At 45.9% G+C, this 19,030-nt stretch carries 17 protein-coding genes and 12 other annotated features; of the genes, 8 read left to right on the top strand and 9 right to left on the bottom strand.

What is annotated here, in order from left to right:
* The first annotated feature begins 62 nt into the window (after positions 1-62).
* A complete protein-coding gene (locus STM1643; RefSeq protein ID NP_460602.1) occupies positions 63-512 on the top strand; it encodes a putative inner membrane protein in 450 nt (149 codons plus the stop codon).
* Here the strand turns inward: STM1643 and acpD are convergent.
* Positions 509-1,126, bottom strand: a protein-coding gene (acpD, locus tag STM1642) for an acyl carrier protein phosphodiesterase (RefSeq protein ID NP_460601.1). Within the gene, positions 509-1,114 belong to an annotated coding region; the region does not span the whole gene. The two genes, STM1643 and acpD, sit on opposite strands and share 4 nt — an antisense overlap.
* Positions 1,121-1,126 (bottom strand) — a ribosome-binding site (putative RBS for acpD; RegulonDB:STMS1H001836). It overlaps the preceding gene by 6 nt.
* Before the next feature lie 188 nt (positions 1,127-1,314).
* On the opposite strand from acpD, the gene hrpA reads away from it, so the two are divergent.
* The 3 genes from hrpA (at position 1,315) to cybB (ending at position 6,728) form a co-directional block, all read left to right on the top strand.
* A complete protein-coding gene (gene hrpA, locus STM1641) occupies positions 1,315-5,217 on the top strand; it encodes an ATP-dependent helicase (RefSeq protein ID NP_460600.3) in 3,903 nt (1,300 codons plus the stop codon).
* A 52-nt stretch (positions 5,218-5,269) separates the two neighbouring features.
* Positions 5,270-5,275: a ribosome-binding site (putative RBS for ydcF; RegulonDB:STMS1H001835), on the top strand.
* Positions 5,270-6,081 (top strand): putative inner membrane protein gene (gene ydcF / locus STM1640; RefSeq protein ID NP_460599.1). Within the gene, positions 5,281-6,081 belong to an annotated coding region; the region does not span the whole gene. It overlaps the preceding feature by 6 nt.
* Positions 6,082-6,186: 105 nt before the next feature.
* Positions 6,187-6,192: a ribosome-binding site (putative RBS for cybB; RegulonDB:STMS1H001834), on the top strand.
* Positions 6,187-6,728 (top strand): cytochrome b(561) gene (gene cybB / locus STM1639; RefSeq protein ID NP_460598.1). Within the gene, positions 6,198-6,728 belong to an annotated coding region; the region does not span the whole gene. It overlaps the preceding feature by 6 nt.
* A 270-nt stretch (positions 6,729-6,998) precedes the next feature.
* Here the strand turns inward: cybB and STM1638 are convergent.
* The 6 genes from STM1638 to STM1633 form a co-directional block, all read right to left on the bottom strand.
* Positions 6,999-7,436, bottom strand: coding sequence for a putative SAM-dependent methyltransferase (locus STM1638; RefSeq protein ID NP_460597.1), 438 nt, complete (start codon positions 7,434-7,436; stop codon positions 6,999-7,001).
* Positions 7,437-8,124: 688 nt separating this feature from the next.
* Positions 8,125-9,682 (bottom strand): putative inner membrane protein gene (locus STM1637; protein ID NP_460596.1). Within the gene, positions 8,125-9,675 belong to an annotated coding region; the region does not span the whole gene.
* Positions 9,677-9,682, bottom strand: a ribosome-binding site (putative RBS for STM1637; RegulonDB:STMS1H001833). (Overlaps the previous gene by 6 nt.)
* Before the next feature lie 129 nt (positions 9,683-9,811).
* Positions 9,812-10,498, bottom strand: a protein-coding gene (locus STM1636; protein ID NP_460595.1) for a putative ABC-type transport system probable membrane spanning protein. Within the gene, positions 9,812-10,492 belong to an annotated coding region; the region does not span the whole gene.
* The gene (locus tag STM1635) for a putative ABC-type polar amino acid transport system (protein NP_460594.1) occupies positions 10,489-11,227 on the bottom strand. Within the gene, positions 10,489-11,220 belong to an annotated coding region; the region does not span the whole gene. The genes STM1636 and STM1635 overlap by 10 nt, the downstream gene beginning before the upstream one ends.
* Positions 10,493-10,498 (bottom strand) — a ribosome-binding site (putative RBS for STM1636; RegulonDB:STMS1H001832). Its footprint overlaps the gene before it by 6 nt.
* Positions 11,222-11,227: a ribosome-binding site (putative RBS for STM1635; RegulonDB:STMS1H001831), on the bottom strand. It lies within the gene STM1635.
* A gap of 17 nt (positions 11,228-11,244) precedes the next feature.
* Positions 11,245-11,898, bottom strand: a protein-coding gene (locus STM1634; RefSeq protein ID NP_460593.1) for a putative amino acid ABC transporter permease component. Within the gene, positions 11,245-11,892 belong to an annotated coding region; the region does not span the whole gene.
* Positions 11,893-11,898 (bottom strand) — a ribosome-binding site (putative RBS for STM1634; RegulonDB:STMS1H001830). It overlaps the preceding gene by 6 nt.
* The gene (locus tag STM1633) for a putative periplasmic binding protein (RefSeq protein NP_460592.1) occupies positions 11,899-12,668 on the bottom strand. Within the gene, positions 11,899-12,660 belong to an annotated coding region; the region does not span the whole gene.
* Positions 12,663-12,668, bottom strand: a ribosome-binding site (putative RBS for STM1633; RegulonDB:STMS1H001829). (Overlaps the previous gene by 6 nt.)
* Positions 12,669-13,566: 898 nt before the next feature.
* Between STM1633 and STM1632 the strand changes: the two genes are divergently transcribed.
* Positions 13,567-13,911: a putative inner membrane protein gene (locus STM1632; RefSeq protein NP_460591.1), complete on the top strand. Its 345-nt coding sequence runs from the start codon at positions 13,567-13,569 to the stop codon at positions 13,909-13,911.
* A 120-nt stretch (positions 13,912-14,031) separates the two neighbouring features.
* On the opposite strand, the gene sseJ is transcribed toward STM1632, so the two are convergent.
* Positions 14,032-15,265 (bottom strand): Salmonella translocated effector gene (sseJ, locus tag STM1631; protein NP_460590.1). Within the gene, positions 14,032-15,258 belong to an annotated coding region; the region does not span the whole gene.
* Positions 15,260-15,265, bottom strand: a ribosome-binding site (putative RBS for sseJ; RegulonDB:STMS1H001828). (Overlaps the previous gene by 6 nt.)
* A gap of 418 nt (positions 15,266-15,683) precedes the next feature.
* On the opposite strand from sseJ, the gene STM1630 reads away from it, so the two are divergent.
* Complete coding sequence (locus tag STM1630; RefSeq protein ID NP_460589.1) at positions 15,684-16,400, top strand: putative inner membrane protein; 717 nt, start codon at positions 15,684-15,686, stop codon at positions 16,398-16,400.
* A 128-nt stretch (positions 16,401-16,528) separates the two neighbouring features.
* Here the strand turns inward: STM1630 and STM1629 are convergent.
* Positions 16,529-16,937 (bottom strand): putative dipicolinate reductase gene (locus STM1629; RefSeq protein NP_448047.1). Within the gene, positions 16,529-16,930 belong to an annotated coding region; the region does not span the whole gene.
* Positions 16,932-16,937: a ribosome-binding site (putative RBS for STM1629; RegulonDB:STMS1H001827), on the bottom strand. (Overlaps the previous gene by 6 nt.)
* Before the next feature lie 504 nt (positions 16,938-17,441).
* Positions 17,442-17,447 (top strand) — a ribosome-binding site (putative RBS for STM1628; RegulonDB:STMS1H001826).
* Here STM1629 and STM1628 point away from each other — a divergent pair.
* The gene (locus STM1628; protein NP_460587.1) for a putative cytoplasmic protein occupies positions 17,442-17,728 on the top strand. Within the gene, positions 17,453-17,728 belong to an annotated coding region; the region does not span the whole gene. (Overlaps the previous feature by 6 nt.)
* Positions 17,729-17,746: 18 nt before the next feature.
* Positions 17,747-17,752, top strand: a ribosome-binding site (putative RBS for STM1627; RegulonDB:STMS1H001825).
* Positions 17,747-18,878 (top strand): alcohol dehydrogenase class III gene (locus tag STM1627; RefSeq protein NP_460586.1). Within the gene, positions 17,760-18,878 belong to an annotated coding region; the region does not span the whole gene. Its footprint overlaps the feature before it by 6 nt.
* The last annotated feature ends 152 nt before the right edge of the window (positions 18,879-19,030 follow it).

Genomic DNA, 19,030 nt, shown 5'->3' with positions numbered 1-19,030 from the left:
GCGAACCGGAAGGCTATTTCTATACTGTTGGCTGGTATCACTATTCGCGAGAGTAACCAGGTATGACGTCTGAAAAATTATCTGCTGCCTGCCATTGTGGCAGCGTCGTGTTTACCGTTCAACTTAGCGATGGCTTTCATACCGCCAGGCGCTGCAACTGTTCCTTTTGCAGGATGCGCGGAGCGGTGGCAGTGTCTGCGCCGCTGTCGGGTATTAAAGTGCTAAAAGGGCAGGATAAGCTTACCGAATATCGCTTCAATACGGGCAAGGCGGTGCATTTTTTCTGTTCGGTATGCGGGATATATACTTTTCATCAGCGTCGATCCAATCCCGATCAATATGGGGTCAATGTGGCGTGCATCGAAAATATGTCGCCTTTTGATTTCGCCTGCGTTGAAGTCAATGATGGGGTAACGCATCCCAGCGATGGCGGCAGTAGCGGCGTGGTAGGATATTTGCGCTACAAACCTAAGAAGTCACCTCCCGTCGAAACGGGAGGCAAAAATATTTAAGCGGCCACGACGCTGTCAATCGCGGCTTTTGCATCGGCCTGGGCTTTAGCTGCCACTTCCGGCCCGTAGGCGATGCCTTCGGCAAAGACAAAATTCACGTCGGTGATACCGATAAAACCAAGGAACACTTTCAGGTAAGGCGCAATCAAATCCGTCGGGGTGTCTTTATGGATACCGCCGCGGCTGGAGAGAACCACCGCGCGTTTACCGGTTACCAGACCTTCCGGGCCTTTTTCGGTATAGCGGAAAGTGATACCGGCGCGGGCAATCAGATCAAAGTAGTTTTTCAGCTGCGTCGGGATATTGAAATTGTACATCGGCGCCGCAATAACGATGACGTCGTGGGCTTTCAGTTCAGCAATGAGTTCATCAGACAGCGCCAGAGCGTCCTGCTGACGTGGCGTTAAAGGCGCATCGCCCGGACGCATCGCGCCCACCAGCTCGCCATCCAGCACCGGAACAGGGTTGGCCGCCAGATCGCGGACAGTAATTTCATCTGCGACGTGTTTTTCGCGCCATTGTTCAATAAAATAGTCAGTCAACTGACCAGACTGAGAGTACCCTGCCAGAATACTGGATTTAAGAACTAATACCTTGCTCATGGGTGTTTCCTTTTATGTGTTTGAAGGGGCGTGCCCCGTTGCTTGTTGACACTTTATTCACAAATATGTCGCAGGGATAGCGCAATATATCGAACCCTTTGTTCGAAATTATTGAACAACGCAAAAAAAGCCCCAATGTGGTACTCTATACCTATCATTTAAAACGATTTTAAACAGGCAGAATCCTGCCCAAGAGCTTTATGACTGAACAATCTACGTTGACGCTTCAGGTGTTACAGCAGCGGCTGGATGCACTGATGCTGCGCGACAAACAGCGCTTTGCGCGCCGCCTGCATGGCGTAAAGAAAGTAAAAAATCCTGATGCGCAACAGGCCATTTTCCAGACGATGGCGAAAGAAATTGAACAGGCTGCGGCGCAGGTCGCCCTCCGCGAAGCGGCGCGCCCCTCAATCACTTATCCGCAAAATTTGCCTGTTAGCCAGAAGAAACAGGACATTCTGGAAGCGATCCGCGATCATCAGGTGGTGATCGTGGCAGGGGAAACCGGTTCCGGTAAAACCACCCAGTTGCCGAAAATTTGTATGGAACTGGGACGCGGAATTAAAGGACTTATTGGACATACTCAACCGCGTCGTCTGGCGGCGCGCACCGTCGCTAACCGCATTGCCGAAGAGTTGCAAACGGAGCCTGGCGGCTGCATCGGCTATAAAGTTCGTTTCAGCGATCATGTCAGTAGCAACACCATGGTCAAACTGATGACGGACGGTATCCTGCTGGCGGAAATCCAGCAGGACAGGCTATTGATGCAGTATGACACCCTCATTATTGATGAAGCGCATGAACGCAGCCTGAATATTGACTTCTTGCTCGGCTATCTGAAAGAACTTCTGCCGCGTCGCCCCGATCTGAAAGTGATTATTACCTCTGCGACCATCGACCCGGAACGCTTCTCGCGCCACTTTAATAACGCGCCGATTATCGAAGTCTCTGGCCGAACGTATCCCGTAGAAGTTCGTTATCGCCCCATTGTGGAAGAGGCTGACGACACTGAACGCGATCAGCTACAGGCAATTTTCGATGCTGTCGATGAACTGGGGCGTGAAAGTCCCGGCGATATTCTGATTTTTATGAGCGGAGAGCGGGAAATCCGCGATACCGCCGACGCCCTGAACAAGCTGAACTTACGGCATACCGAAGTGTTGCCGCTGTATGCACGCTTGTCGAACAGCGAACAGAACCGCGTTTTCCAGTCGCACAGCGGACGCCGTATCGTGCTGGCGACTAACGTGGCGGAAACCTCGCTGACGGTGCCGGGTATCAAGTATGTGATCGATCCTGGCACTGCGCGCATCAGCCGCTACAGCTACCGCACTAAAGTGCAGCGCCTGCCGATTGAACCGATCTCACAGGCTTCCGCCAACCAGCGTAAAGGGCGTTGCGGGCGCGTATCGGAAGGGATTTGCATTCGTCTGTATTCGGAAGATGACTTTTTGTCACGTCCGGAATTTACCGACCCGGAAATTCTACGTACCAACCTGGCGTCGGTTATTTTGCAGATGACCGCCCTGGGGCTGGGTGACATTGCCGCCTTCCCGTTTGTCGAAGCGCCGGATAAGCGCAATATTCAGGATGGCGTGCGTTTGTTGGAAGAGCTGGGGGCGATTACCGCCGACGAACAGCAAACGGCATATAAGCTGACGCCACTGGGCCGACAATTATCCCAGTTGCCGGTCGACCCGCGCCTGGCGCGTATGGTTCTGGAAGCGCAAAAACATGGCTGTGTGCGCGAAGCGATGATCATTACTTCCGCACTCTCTATTCAGGATCCGCGCGAGCGCCCAGTGGATAAGCAGCAGGCTTCCGATGAGAAACACCGGCGTTTCCATGATAAGGAATCCGATTTTCTGGCGTTTGTTAACCTGTGGAATTACCTCGGCGAGCAACAAAAGGCCCTGTCGTCGAATCAATTCCGCCGTCTGTGTCGCACCGACTATCTGAACTATTTACGCGTGCGTGAGTGGCAGGATATCTATACCCAACTGCGTCAGGTGGTAAAAGAACTGGGGATTCCGGTAAACAGCGAACCCGCAGAGTACCGGGAAATTCACGTTGCGTTGTTAACGGGACTGTTGTCGCATATCGGGATGAAAGATGCCGATAAACAAGAGTACACCGGCGCGCGTAACGCCCGATTCTCTATTTTCCCCGGTTCCGGTTTATTCAAAAAACCGCCGAAATGGACAATGGTCGCAGAACTGGTGGAGACCAGCCGCCTGTGGGGGCGCATCGCTGCCCGCATTGAGCCAGAATGGGTGGAACCGGTAGCCCAGCACCTGATTAAACGTTCATATAGCGAACCGCACTGGGAGCGGGCGCAAGGCGCGGTGATGGCGACGGAAAAGGTTACTGTCTACGGTCTGCCGATTGTCGCCGCGCGCAAAGTGAATTACAGCCAGATTGACCCGGCGTTGTGTCGCGAGTTGTTTATCCGCCATGCGCTGGTGGAGGGGGACTGGCAAACCCGTCACGCCTTCTTCCGTGAGAATCTAAAATTGCGTGCGGAAGTCGAGGAACTTGAGCACAAATCTCGCCGCCGCGATATCCTGGTGGATGACGATACCCTGTTTGAGTTTTATGACCAGCGTATTAGCCATGACGTTATTTCCGCCCGCCACTTTGATAGTTGGTGGAAAAAAATCAGCCGCGAGACGCCGGATCTGCTCAACTTTGAAAAAAGTATGCTGATTAAAGAAGGCGCGGAAAAAATCAGCAAACTGGATTACCCGAACTTCTGGCACCAGGGCAATCTTAAGCTGCGTTTGAGCTATCAGTTTGAACCGGGCGCGGATGCTGACGGCGTGACCGTCCATATTCCGTTGCCGCTACTTAACCAGGTTGACGAGAGCGGTTTTGAATGGCAGATCCCAGGGCTGCGCCGTGAATTAGTTATTGCGCTGATTAAATCGTTGCCAAAACCGGTACGTCGCAACTTTGTTCCGGCGCCAAACTATGCTGAAGCGTTTTTAGGTCGCGTAACGCCGCTGGAGCTGCCGCTGCTGGACGCTCTGGAGCGTGAACTGCGCCGGATGACCGGCGTCACGGTCGATCGGGAAGACTGGCATTGGGATCAGGTGCCCGAGCATCTGAAAATCACGTTTCGCGTGGTGAATGACAAAAACAAGAAACTGCAGGAAGGGCGTTCGCTCGCCGAGCTTAAAAATGCGCTGAAAGGCAAAGTGCAGGAGACGCTCTCGGCGGTGGCGGATGACGGCATCGAGCAGAGCGGGCTGCATATCTGGAGTTTCGGCGAGCTGCCGGAAAGCTACGAACAGAAACGCGGTAATTATAAAGTGAAGGCGTGGCCGGCGTTAGTGGATGAGCGTGACAGCGTCGCTATCAAATTGTTTGATAATCCGCTGGAACAACAACAGGCGATGTGGTGCGGTTTACGCCGTCTGTTGTTGCTCAATATTCCTTCACCGATTAAGTATCTGCATGAGAAATTGCCGAATAAAGCCAAGCTGGGGCTGTACTTTAACCCGTACGGCAAAGTACTGGAGTTGATTGATGACTGTATCGCCTGCGGGGTAGATAAGCTGATAGATGCCAACGGCGGACCGGTGTGGAGCGAAGCAGGTTTCACCGCGCTGCACGAAAAGGTACGCGCCGAGCTGAATGATACTGTGGTGGATATCGCGAAGCAGGTCGAGCGGATCCTGACGACCGTATTCAATATCAATAAGCGTCTGAAAGGGCGGGTGGATATGAGCATGGCGTTGGGGCTTTCCGATATCAAGGCGCAGATGAGCGGTCTGGTATACCGTGGTTTTGTGACTGGCAACGGCTTTAAACGTCTCGGCGATACGCTGCGTTATCTGCAGGCAATTGAAAAGCGGCTGGAGAAACTGGCTGTCGATCCGCACCGCGATCGGGCGCAAATGCTGAAAGTCGAAAGCGTCCAGCAGGCGTGGCAACAATGGATAAATAAATTGCCTCCAGCGCGTCGCGAAGATGATGATGTTAAAGAGATCCGTTGGATGATTGAAGAACTGCGTGTCAGTTATTTCGCCCAACAGCTCGGTACGCCTTATCCTATTTCCGATAAGCGTATTTTACAGGCCATGGATCAGATTACGGCCTAAAAAGCCAGGCGACGACGTCTTTCAAAGCGATCCGGTACAAGTTCGGAACAAAAAGGAGGAATTATGAATACAACGCCATTTCCGGCGCTCTCTGCGGAAACATTGCTGGCGGTGAATACCGTCGGACAGTGGCTGGCGCAAAATGATTTTTCCGGCGAACAACCTTATTCGTCGGATTGCGTCGTCCTGGCGGGCAATGCGGTGATCCCCACTATCGACGCGGCCTGTCGCATCGCCAAAGCGCAAGGCGTTCCTTTACTGATTAGCGGCGGTATAGGTCATTCGACGCCGTTTTTGTACGCCGTGATTGCCCGGCATCCGCGCTACCACACTATTCGCACAAGCGGACGCGCTGAAGCCGCGATCCTTGCGGATATCGCGAACCAGTTCTGGCATATTCCGGCTGAGAAAATTTGGCTGGAAGATCGGTCAACTAATTGCGGCGAAAATGCCCGTTTCTCCTGCGCACTGATCCGTCAGGCGAAAGAAAACATTAACACGGCTATCGTTGTGCAAGACCCCACCATGCAGCGGCGCACTATCGCGGCATTCCGGCGCGTGACAAACGACGACACCGATGCGCCGCGCTGGCTGAGTTTTCCTGGTTTTGTTCCGGTACTGCGCCACCTTAATGACGGTACACGTTTTGCCAATGTTGAAGAGGGCATCTGGACGGTGGAGCGTTATCTGTCTCTGATTGCCGGCGAGCTGCCCCGTTTGCGTGACGATGAAACAGGGTATGGACCGCGTGGTAAAGATTTTATCATTCACGTTGATATCCCACGCGATATTGAAAACGCATGGCAGGTATTGCAGGCAGATACTACGCTGCGCAGTGCGTTAGGACAGAGAGCTTTACGCTAAAAATCGCCCGTTTGCGAGGGTGAACGGGCAAGTGCGACCACCATTTCATAAATTTGATGAATTATTTATAAAAGCTGGTTATGTTGTCGCTTTACGGCTTTCATTCAGGACGCGCTATGGGCAATAAGTATTCCGGCCTGCAAATTGGTATTCACTGGTTAGTCTTTTTTCTGGTTATTGTGGCTTACGCCGCGATGGAGCTGCGCGGTTTTGCGCCGCGTAGTTATCGGCCCTGGTTTAATATGACGCACGTTTCATGTGGTATCACTATTTTGCTTTTAATGGTGGCACGCTTGTTTATTCGGCTGAAATATCCCACGCCGCCCATTGTTCCTCGTCCAAAACCGATGATGACCGGAATGGCGCATTTAGGACATCTGGTGATTTACCTGTTATTTATCGCGCTGCCTGTTATTGGTCTGGTCATGATGTATAACCGCGGTAATCCCTGGGTCGCATTTGGCATTACTATGCCCCATGCCGCCGAAGCTAACTTTGAACGCGTAGATATGCTGAAATCCTGGCACGTCACGCTGGCGAATCTGGGCTATTTTGTTATTGGACTTCATGCCATCGCTGCTTTGATGCATCACTATTTCTGGAAAGACAATACGCTGTTACGGATGATGCCGCGTAAGCGTGACTGACCGTCCTGTATGACGTTTGCTTCAGGCGGGGTTAACTGCTTAAGGCAAACAAGGCATCTATCAGAGGGGATGGCGTATTCCATACAGAAAACGCCTGCGTCTAACCAGGACCCGTGACGCAGGCGAAGGAGGACGGGTCTACATCGGAAGCGGGTATTATACTTATTTGTATGACAAATAAAATAAGCAATTACTATTCCGTAATCCAATGTTTAATCAACGGGTTAAACCCACATGATCGCGCTGCCGACCGCTCGGAAGTGCCTGTACTTACGATGAGCGTGGCGTAGTGGCGGAAAATAGCGCAACGGCGCCATGTTGCTCCAAAGTCACCTTAGCGAAATGTTCGTCCAACACGCTGCGTAACGTATCGGCTGAATCATTGGTATTACTGAATATTCCTTTCTTGTTATAAACAGCCATTAATTTCTTACCAAAAGCATTGTGAGGAACCTCTTTGCCCAGAATCGTGGCGCCAAAAAGTGTGCCGCCGGGTTTAAGCGCCATACCGGCATTTTTAATTGCCTTCGCTTTTGTTGTCATCTCACCAGGTAAGCAGTGCAGAAGATAGTACATCGAAACGGAATCGAAGCGCCCGTGCCAGTCCGCCGGGAACGTGTCGAAAACATCGTGTTGTAGTGTGGCGCGGATTTTCGTATTACCCACTCGGCTGGCGGCTATTTTCAGGCTATCCGGATTTAAATCCATCAGCGAAATGGCATGAGTCGCAGGTGCATGTTTCAGGTAATAACCTGTACCTACGCCAATATCCAGGTGAGTCTCGCCCATGTGATGCAGGAAGAAAGGAAGTAGTCGCGTATCAGTAGGACACTTCCAGGCATATTTGTTTGAGATATTGAGTACCCACCAGTCATATAAGCTAAGCGTGAATGGGTTATAGACTTTTGCGCCTGATTGTTGTGTATGCTTCATTGTTCTCTCACTAAATAATTTCGCGCTGGAATTAAAACAACGAAGCAATCGTTAGGCAAGCATTAATCAGGTGAGTGAGTAATTTAATGCGACGAATAAAGGCGATATTATGAATTAAGCGGTTATCTTAAAGAATATAGAGGATAATAATAGCTGATAAATGAATTGAACAGTCATATTATTATAAGCTGATAATTAATAATCGTTGATGTACGCGTATTAAGCCCTTTGATAATAACAATGCAATTAAATGCAGGAAGAACAATATTTATTCAAACACATAAAGCGATTATTGCACATTAATTGATATTTTAAATGTTACGCTGAGATAGCCATCTTTATTTAATATCACCTACCTGGAGGCGATATGATTGAGGTTTTTGAAGCGTTTGGCTGGACCTTACTTTTAGGCGGTCTGGCAGTGGCAGTACTGTTTATCACTGCACTGGATAGAAAACGGTAATCATTGCATTTGACGCGCCTGTTGAGTTGGTATTACAAATAATTGTACCTGAAATCTACCACTTCTGAATTTTGCGATATTTTGCCATTCTGACGGCAAGGGGTAATCCTGACTAAAGTTACCGCCGCTTACCAACCAGACACGATGGTAACTTTTTGAAAGCGTTGTCAGAGTATCAATATATGTCTGATCGGCTTGCGCATAAAACAGTGAACCAAAGCCATAGGCATTCGGTCTGCCTGATGTTCCGTGTGCGTTAGGCGGTGTATAAAGAAACGTACGATAATCTCGCTTATTATAATACACATAACTTAAATAATCGAACATTTTACTGACTACCACGGCATCATTAGGCTGGTGACGGGTATTAATATAGTTTACCAGTGGTTTAAACTCGTCTATGTGCTCAGGGTTATTATGATATGAACCATAGCCGAATAATAAGGTGAATAAGATAAACCAGAAGCCACAAACCGCTTTTTTTGCGCGGGTAAGTAATACCGCGAGCAGGGGAGGAATGCTCAGCGATGAGAAGAAGAAATAACGATCGATAAATAACGGCATCCACCAGGAAATGATGAAGACCAGCATTACAGGGATGACCAGATTACAAAATAATATCAGCTGATATCTTTCATATTCTCCGTTGCATAAAGATATTCGCCCCACAGTACCGATAAAACCTCCTACAGCCAGCCACAGAATGAACGACGGAAAACCCTGTCCGTTGTTTCCGGTAAAAAAATGCCAGTACATCGCAGGCAGGTCACGCCATGTTACGGGGGGAATCCAACCGATATCATTACCGGCTCTCAACTGCGCCAGATGAGTCAGTAAATTAAACAATACGGGCAACCAGGGGAGATAAGCGACAGCAATCGCCAGGTTAGCAAACCACCAGCCAGGAAGTTTAAGGTAGCAGGCCGTTTTATGGCTTTGGCAGGATAATATTGTTACTGCGATCCAGTGGGCAATAAGTGTAAATAGGGTGAAATAATGGGTGTAAAAGCTGAACGTCATAAGTAAAGCATACGCGACAAGATAGCGATTATGGGTGGGTGTTTTTATCCACATCATCAATGCTAACGCGGCAGCGAGCGTTAGCATTCCCATTAACGCGTACATGCGCGTTTCTTGACTGTAATGGACTGCCATCGGCATCAGGGCGGCGAACCATCCCGCCAATAAGGCTGTACGTTCATTTGCCAGCCATCGCGTAAGCGCGATAACCAGCACAACTGTCAGGATCCCAAAGAGTAGACTGAGAGAGCGTACCGCTGCAATGCTATCACCCCATAATATCATCCAGTCATGCAGTAACAGATAATAAAGCGGAGGATGCACGTCAAAAGCGGCATGGAAGAGCAGATTATCTACGCTATGTCGACTAATCAGCACGCTGGACGCTTCGTCACACCAAAGGTAGCGGTCAGTTAAAAACAGCAACCGTATAAGGACGGAGAATATGACAATGAGACAAACATGATATTTATACTTTATTTTTCTTAACCCATCGCCGGGCTGCCATATTGATAGTTGTGGTAGCGCCATAATATCCTCAATGGAGTAAGACTTAGACCAGAATGGACATCTAACGCAATAATGAAGGTTAAAATCTTAATCAACGCTAAATAAAAATAACTTTGATAATGTCAGTGGTGAATTAATCAGAATAGTGCAGTACAACTCAGTAACCCTGACCGTAATGGCGAAGCAGTCTATGCTCTAAAAACCGGGTCAAACCGACGATAAAGGTAACGCCAATAAGATACACTATGGCGGCAAAAAGGTAAGCATGGAAGAATTTAAAGCTGGTTGCAGCAACCTCCTGAATTCGCGCGAAAAACTCAGTATATTGGATAAGAAAAACGATGGTGCTGTCTTTAAGGTTATTAATCACCTGATTCGTTAAGGCTGGAATGGAAGACAGCAATACCTGAGGCAGTATAATCCACAAAAAGACCTGCCGTTTGTTCAACCCCTGAACGACTGCTGCCTCCGTTTCATACTTATTCAATGCGTTATAGGCCGTTGTCATGTACGCGGCATTATATGCGCCGACATTCAAGGTAAAACCTGTAACCGCCACGGTAAAAGAGGACAGGTGAATGCCAGATTGAGGTAAACCATAATAGATAACAAATAGAATAAGAATGAGTGGCGTACCGATAAAGAAATCCATGTACAGTCGAGTTATGGCTTTTACCACGGGGCGATGGCTCAGGCTCAGAAAGAAAATAATAATTCCCCACAAAAAACCGGTGATGGAAACAATCAGCGCAAGTTTACAGGTTTCTTTAATACCGTCCACAACAAGTGGCAGTTGTTCAGTCAGGTCATTAAAGAAGAGAGACCAGCCAGCGATCATCGTTGTGCCTCGCTAAAAAAACAGTGGATATCTGGATCCGTTTCTCGTAAGGCAAGATCGGTAAAAGCGCCTTCTGCACGAATTTTGCCATGATTAAGAAACGTTACGTTATCGCTTAGTAATCTGGCGAGGCGAATATCATGAGTGACGCATAATATAGTGACGCCATTGTCGTGAAGTTGCTTGATCAACATTCCGACTTCACGAGTCATGAGCGGATCAAGCGCAGACGTCGGCTCATCAAAAATAATGAGTTCTGGGTCGGTGACCATTGTTCGGGCCAGGGCGACGCGCTGTTGCTGGCCGCCCGATAATTGCGAAGGGTATTTCGCGCTATGCGAGGCCATATCAAGTTTTTGTAGCTCATGTAAGGCTTTCTCCCGGGCTAGTTGTCCCGGCATGCCAAACACTTTACATAGGGCAAGGGTAATATTATCCATGACGTTAAGATGGCGATACAAAGCGTAATTCTGGAAGACACAACCAACTTTTTTTCTGAACTCAAGAATAGTAAATTCTTTGTCGTAAATATTTTTCCCGTGAAAATAAATATTGCCATAATCAGGTTCTTCTAATCGAAGCAGACAGCGTAAAAGCGTCGTTTTTCCACAACCTGATGGCCCCATGACTACTTTCATGTCTCCCGATTGAATTTTCAGACTAACCGTATCAAGAACCTTTTTTCCTGAATATTCCTTACTTATCTCTTTTAGTTTCAGTAAAGCCATGAGTATCACCTCTATTTTTATGGTTCAACTGATGCGATATTTTTTCTCAAACACTCCGGCCAGAAGAGTAAATACTTTATAAATAATGAAATATAATACCCCGGCAAGAGTATAAATCTGTAACCCGTTCAGCGTGATGGCTGTCAGTGACATTGCCTGCTTCGTTATTTCAGCGATGCCTACAGTATAAGCAAAGGGCGTCGCTTTTAATACAGAAGAAAACTCATTGATAATACCGGGCACAGAAAATCGCAACATCTGTGGCAGTTCAATATTTATTATAACCTGTAATTGACGCATTCCTGCCACTTTCGCTACCGTTATTTCGAATGGCTCAACTAATTTAAGCGCCCCTCTGAACACCTCGGCAAGATAACTCCCGCTGATTAAGCCGACGCTGAGGTTCATGGCCACCAGTGGTGAAACATATATGCCAATCGATGGCAATCCAAAATAAACAAGAAAAACAGCAATAAGTATTGGAATTCCCCGAAGAATAAAGACCAGTACGTCGAGTATCTTCTGTAGTGGAAGAGGGGATAGTCGCCGTAATACGGCGACTGTAAGCCCGGTCAAAAACGCTGAGAGAAAACAGGTAAATGTTACAAGCAGCGTATTACCAATCCCTTCCAATAGGAAATAAAAGATAGCCAGCATATTACCTGATGACATAGCTTACTATTTCATCCAGCTATCGACAATGCCAGATATTTTTTGTGGCCCTTGCTCTTTAAGCCATAAGTTGAAATCATCGCGCACGGGAGAGCCTTTCTTAAAGGCAATGCCAAGCTGATCAACATTCTTGAAAACATAACGGCTTTCTATCGGCATCTTTTTCTTATTTTTGAAGGTAAAATAAACCGGCTCTTCTATAAAAGCCAGATCAAGATTGCCATTTTTTAGATCAGCCATCGTCTCATTATAGGTTGGATACAATTTTACTTTACTTAACGAGTAGTATCCTTTGGGCTCCAGATCGTTTTTGATAAGGTCGGAGTAAGCCATTCCTCGAGGGTATCCAATAGAATATTTATTTAATTCATTGAGGTTATTGAGCGTTATTTTATGATTGGCCATACTGACCAGATAAAAAGAGTTGATGTAATAAGGTTCAGAGAAATCAATAACTTTCTTACGTTTATCTGTGATTGAAATTCCCGAAAATGCTACATCTGCCTGACCACTCGCCACTGCGCCAAGCATTCCATCCCAGGCATATTCGGTGATGTTTAGCTTACAATGCCGTGACTGACAGTAAGACGAAAAAAGCTCCAGATCTATCCCCTGCAATTTGCCATCAGCACTTTTAAATAACATAGGGGGAGAGGCTGGTGATACTGCGACATTGAGTGTTCTCCCTTCAACGATGCTATCAGCAAACGCTGAAGACGACATTATTCCCAACACTATCATCGATAAGCCAAATTTTTTGGATAACATGCTATCTATTTCCTGTAGTAAGGTAATGCGTATTATAAATTAAGCATTAGGGCGTGAGCCTGACATTTGCAGGCGTAAAGTACTTAACGTTATGTATTCCATCGCTGTTAACTAATTTAATCAGGAGGTTTGACAGGAATCATCAAAGGGAATGGATTGAATATACCATAAGATATCAACTGGATATGAGTGCAGCGACACCATGAAAGGTGAAAATGTAAAGATACCATAGACATTAGTATACTGGACATAGTTTATGCTCCATTTACGCATACATATTTACATGATAAGCAGATAAATGCTTCAGTGACGGTGCCTTTCATGTCTCTAATTATCATCTTACCACTCTATCCAGGGCCAATATAAAGACTTATCTTTTCTTGTCAAATACATTTTTTGAGCTAAGTTGATTTGCGTGCTATCTATATTTGCAAGCATATAAATTATTTGTCTCATGAACAAACGACAACAAATCATGATTTCTGACGATGTTGTTATGTTTATCAAAACGTTAACTTGTTTTAATCGATGATAATCTTAATTCAGAAATATCTGAATATATACGGTTGTTGAGATAAAATTCTCAAATTAACATCGTACATCTTATGTAATAAATATAAATACGATTAATAAATCCAAAACTGAGACTGCCAACCGGATAACAAACAGCAATAAAGAGGGTTCTTCATTAAGTTATCCTGGCAACGGTTAAGGTGGTAACATTTTCGGTGGCTTTACCCATTTTAATCGTGTTCACAGCCGTTAATTACCTTATGATTACCATGGTAATTAAAAATGAATCCTTAATGACTCGTTGGCTGAGTGAAAAAAATTCTACATCACATAGGCGCATGTATCGCGTATAATGGGCTCCGATGCCCCTAATTATTGCTATGACATAATGATATGTATCTTAACCGCTTTTGTTATTTACTCCTGATCTTCGCTGCGGTCGGAAGCATTTTTACATCGCATCCCGTCGCGATGTGGTTCCTGCTCGCCAATGTGCTAACGCTGGCGATCTACGGTATAGACAAAACGGCGGCACGTAAAACCTGGCGCAGAGTGCCGGAATCCACTTTGTTGGTGTTTGGGGTTGTCGGTGGGTGGCCTGGGGCGATTGTTGGTCAACAACTCTTCCGTCATAAAACGCAAAAGCAGCCATTCAAAACATACTTTATTGTCAGTGTGATAGTGAGTATTTTAGTTACGGTGGCGATTTATCGACTCTATCCATTTTTGTCTTACTGAACATAGACTATGTATCACTTATTGACCAATCGGCAGCAAAGATAGCATCATATTTTCATGCCACCGGCACTATGATATTGAGCTGTGTTTTGCTCAAGGCGTACCGCAGCCGATGGAACTTTATTCAGTGGAATAATGATGAGCTATAAAACTTTCTAACATTATGGCAAAACAATGATGGACTTCCTGGGTTGGATGGACAAGGTCGTTGAAGACGTATTGCGGACATATATCTAGCTGAGGGTCTTTAGCCCCGGGAACATGTACATAGCCGTGGTGAGTATAAGGGTTTTCCGTATCATAACCAATATTACTGGCCGCCTCCATTATCACCTTAAATGCATCGGCAGTCTCGTAATAGCATATTTTATGCTGGGGGTATTTTTCTTTTAATTCTTCAACATTAGTTTTTAACAGGGCATTGTGAGCGATGCTTTCATCCTTAAGCTTTCTTTTTTCATCAGAATGTTTGCCATAAGGTGTTAAAGACAAATCGGGAATCCCCATGACCAGAACATTATTAACTCCACCGGAAATTATTTTTTCAATATCATCAATTTGTTGCTCAACGACCATTATTACATTATCTTTGTGTAGTGTCATATAGTCATTAGCCCCCAATAAAAATATCGCCAGGTCCTGGTGAGAAGGGGTGTAAGATGCGACTTGTCTGTCCGTATTTGATACAAAGTCACCGATGCAATTAAAGCAGGAATAGCTTGCCGATGTACTTCCCCCTTCAGCAAAATTAAGCATCTCTTTACCTAAGAAGTGTGGAGATGATAAAAACTCAGTCCAGGTAAATCCATTAGTAAACCTTCCGCCAAAGTATTGACCATAGGAGGGTAAGATATGATGTGTTTTTTCAAACATACGCCCTAAGGAGTCAGACAAGCTGTCGCCAAAAAATACCAGTCTGGTAATATCACCCAAAGAAATATTTTTGGGCTTGGGATGTGATTTATTGATTTCTTTTGCAAGACCAAAAGCTTCCGGATGACATTCAACCTCAATAGACAAAATATTTTCACCATTATCATCTTTAATAATCAACTTATCGGCGTGTTCCTGTGATTCTATAATAAACTGTTCTTTACATCCCTGAGACGCTAAGGCTCGAAGTTTGATGTAGGCTCCGCGAACCTGTACCGGTGTTAGATTCAGTTCCTGATGGTGGTAAAGATTAAAGATACATTCGAGCGCCTCTGCATGGTGGGTGGTAAAGAAATATGCTTTGATTTTCTCCCATAAACTTAATTCCGGAAGGCGTGCGCTTTCTTTTATCGCATTAAATTTTTCAGAACTGATAGATGATGTGAAATAACCCTGTCCAACACTCAATGGCATAGTGTCCTCCTTACTTTATTAAACACGCTTTAGCAAATAATTAATTAGCAAATATTAGCAAGAAAAGTAATCAGGTAAATGGTGTATATGGAATTACGCTTCTTTAACAGTTTTTCGTCGCCAATAAAATACATACAATGTTTATTGTTTTTCAACGAAGTAAATATATCATCAACAACGTGAGGTTAATGCCTGGTACATATTATCTGACTGCTATCATTATTGAGTGTGCGCCTGGCTAAGGCAAAGATCTAAAAAAGAAGCCACTCCTGATTTTAGTGTGCTGGCGTGAGTATGAGCTGGCTTGATACTCAGGAAAAACAGACAAACTTATCATCCGACTATTATTGCTAAAGTGCTAGTGTTTTATGTGACATTTTGATTTCTATTTTCATATTAAATATTTCTTAAGTGAGTTAACTATAATGAATGATGATTCAATTATTAAAAACTCTTCGATGCTTTTGGCCTATTTAGGTGGTTTGGGATGGGGAAGCGCCTATTTTTATGGCTGGGGCGTCTCCGCGTACTATGGTTTCCCGTGGTGGTATGTAGGCGTCGGCCCTGACAACATTGCCCGAAGTCTATTCCATGCGATTAGCCTGATGGCTATATTCATAATAGCGTGGGGAGTGGGTATTCTATTATTTTTTCTAGTAAAGCAAAAAGCACGTATCCACGACATTAGCTTTTTACGTCTTTTTTTGGCAGCGGTTTTGTTCTTTATTCCAATTGTTATCGAGTTTTCTCTCTTAACAGAATCGTTTTTGTGGGAGCTTTTTTTTATCATTTTACTGGTAGCTTTATGCTTATCGGTGGGGATGCGTTTTTATAGTAAATTGATGCCAGTGATTTGTTTTACGCAACTCAGTTGGGTGCGAAGGCATTGTTTCACTATAGTTATGCTTGGTTTTATTATATATTTTTTTATATTTTCTTTTTTTGTTGGGATCTATAAACCACAATTAAAGAAAGAATACGAAATGATATTGTATGATGGAGGCTGGTACTACGTCCTGGCCAGATATCATGATAGTTTTATTTTGTCGAAATCCTTTACTAAAAATAACAATAGATTTATTATTTTTAGACCAGAAGATGGGCACTCTTATGAAATTACTCTGGTAAAAGTCAGGCTTTAATAAAATGCTGGTTGGCAAGAGCGTGAAATGACGGCAGAACTTCCCATAGCAACGATTGAGGAAAGAACTGAGCGCCCATATCTGTAGGCTGTGGAATAGCAATGCCGGGAAGGACATGGCATGACACTTTATCTGACATTACCATTTGAGTGACAGGTTAGCAGATGTTTCAGGCCAAACCCAAGTTGAACTGGAGCGCTCAGAAGCCGATTACCTACATAACAAATATTGGCCGCAAGCTTATGCTGTGGGCGGAATATACGACCGCTATTATCCAGACTGGCTGTTAACTTATTTATTTTCCCATAGTAACCTATAACAGGCCTCCCTGAGGCATTGGCTAGCATCTGTGCATTGGAAAAACAGGCTCCATTTGCACTATAGCAACTTATAAATTTTATTTCCTCATGAGAGTTGCTAATATGGCGGATTGATTTTGAAAGTGATGATGACTGACTTGCACCGGAACCGTACCGATTTTCATGTTGAACAACAAAAGGAGCACCATGTTTACAAATCGAAATAGGCATGGATTATTACCTGAGATTGATTTCAAATTAACAATAATGATGACGCTTTTGGGTATTAAAAATCTTTCAAATAACGCTCATTTGATTTTTTGTCCACATTGACTAAGCCTGGAAAGACACAGGGTTGAGATATTTTCGCTACCCGTCGGCGGTGTATCGCAGTTGTGATGTTACGTTCTTACAAGACTGACATCTGCATATCATAACCTTTATTCATTACCACCTGGTGAGTAAATAAAAACTATTAAGCAAATATTTACTTCTGGGTAATGGGACTGGATTTACCGGCATTACCTCTGTGCCCCAGTCGGGCAGAACATTGCAGCTTAGAAAGAAAGCTTTGGTGTTTATTGTCTGTGGCCTGAAAAAGTTCCCATGAGCTGAATATGCTGAATGTGAACTGATTCTTGATGGTCTATGCCGGAAATCTATAAGCTATTGATTTTTATATTGTGCGTAATTTTACAATTACATAAACATAAAATTCTGATAGTATACCCCCCTATAGTATATGGAGGTCGAATGCCGCATTCACCTGAAGATAAAAAACGTATCCTTACCCGTGTTCGTCGCATACGCGGGCAGGTCGAAGCGCTGGAGCGGGCGCTTGAGTCTGGCGAACCTTGTCTGGCGATTCTGCAACAGATTGCCGCCGTGCGCGGCGCGTCTAATGGCCTGATGAGTGAAATGGTTGAAATCCATCTGAAAGATGAGCTGGTCAGCGGGGAGACTACGCCAGATCAGCGCGCGGTTCGGATGGCGGAAATCGGCCATCTTCTTCGCGCTTATCTAAAATAACAATTTCCCTCACCGTAACAGGAAGAGATATATGAAATCACGTGCAGCAGTTGCTTTTGGTCCCGGTCAGCCGTTAAAAATTGTCGAGATTGACGTTGCGCCGCCGAAAAAAGGCGAAGTTCTGGTCAAAATCACTCATACCGGCGTTTGCCATACCGATGCTTTTACCCTTTCCGGCGATGATCCGGAAGGCGTATTCCCGGCAGTCCTGGGTCACGAAGGCGGCGGCGTGGTAGTCGAGGTCGGCGAGGGGGTCACCAGCCTGAAACCCGGCGATCATGTTATTCCACTGTATACGGCGGAATGCGGCGAGTGTAAGTTCTGTAAGTCCGGTAAAACTAACCTTTGTCAGGCCGTACGCGCCACTCAGGGAAAAGGGCTGATGCCGGATGGCACTACCCGCTTTTCTTATAACGGCGAACCCGTTTATCACTATATGGGAACCAGCACGTTCAGCGAATATACCGTTTGCGCGGAAATTTCTCTGGCGAAAGTGAACCCGCAGGCGCCGCTGGATAAAGTGTGTCTGTTGGGCTGTGGCGTGACGACTGGTATTGGCGCCGTCCATAACACCGCTAAAGTGAAAGCGGGCGACACCGTTGCCGTTTTTGGTTTAGGCGGTATTGGGCTGGCGGTTATTCAGGGCGCGGTTCAGGCTAAAGCCGGGCGTATTTTAGCTGTCGACACGAATCCGGAAAAATTTACGCTGGCGGGCGAAATGGGGGCCACGGACTTTATTAATCCGAATGATTACGACAAACCGATCCAGGACGTTATTGTTGAGCTTACTGATGGCGGCGTAGATTTCAGTTTTGAATGTATCGGCAACGTTAACGTGATGCGAGCAGCGCTGGAATGTTGTCATAAAGGCTGGGGCGAAAGCATTATTATTGGCGTAGCGGGGGCAGGGCAGGAAATCAAAACCCGTCCCTTCCAGCTAGTGACCGGTCGCGTCTGGCGTGGCTCCGCCTTTGGCGGCGTGAAAGGGCGCACGCAGCTGCCAGGGATGGTCGAAGATGCGATGAACGGTAAAATCCGTTTAGATCCTTTTATTACTCACCGCCTGCCGCTGGAGCAGATTAACGATGCCTTTGAACTGATGCATCAGGGTAAATCCATCCGTACTGTTATCCACTTTGGCGATAACTGATTCATCCGCCAGCGGATTTTCCGCTGGCGCTTTTCTGAATTTTCTGGAATGAATGTTGTGAAAATGTGACGAAGGCGATGCTTTTCGCGATAAGCAAACGTCACGAAGTGCCGATGACTATCTAACGGGCGTGTTTTACGCATAAAACCTAC

This window comes from Salmonella enterica subsp. enterica serovar Typhimurium str. LT2 (assembly GCF_000006945.2).
Taxonomy (GTDB): domain Bacteria; phylum Pseudomonadota; class Gammaproteobacteria; order Enterobacterales; family Enterobacteriaceae; genus Salmonella; species Salmonella enterica.
The sequence above is the reverse complement of the archived record's forward strand: the minus strand, read 5'-3'. Positions and strand labels throughout refer to the sequence as shown.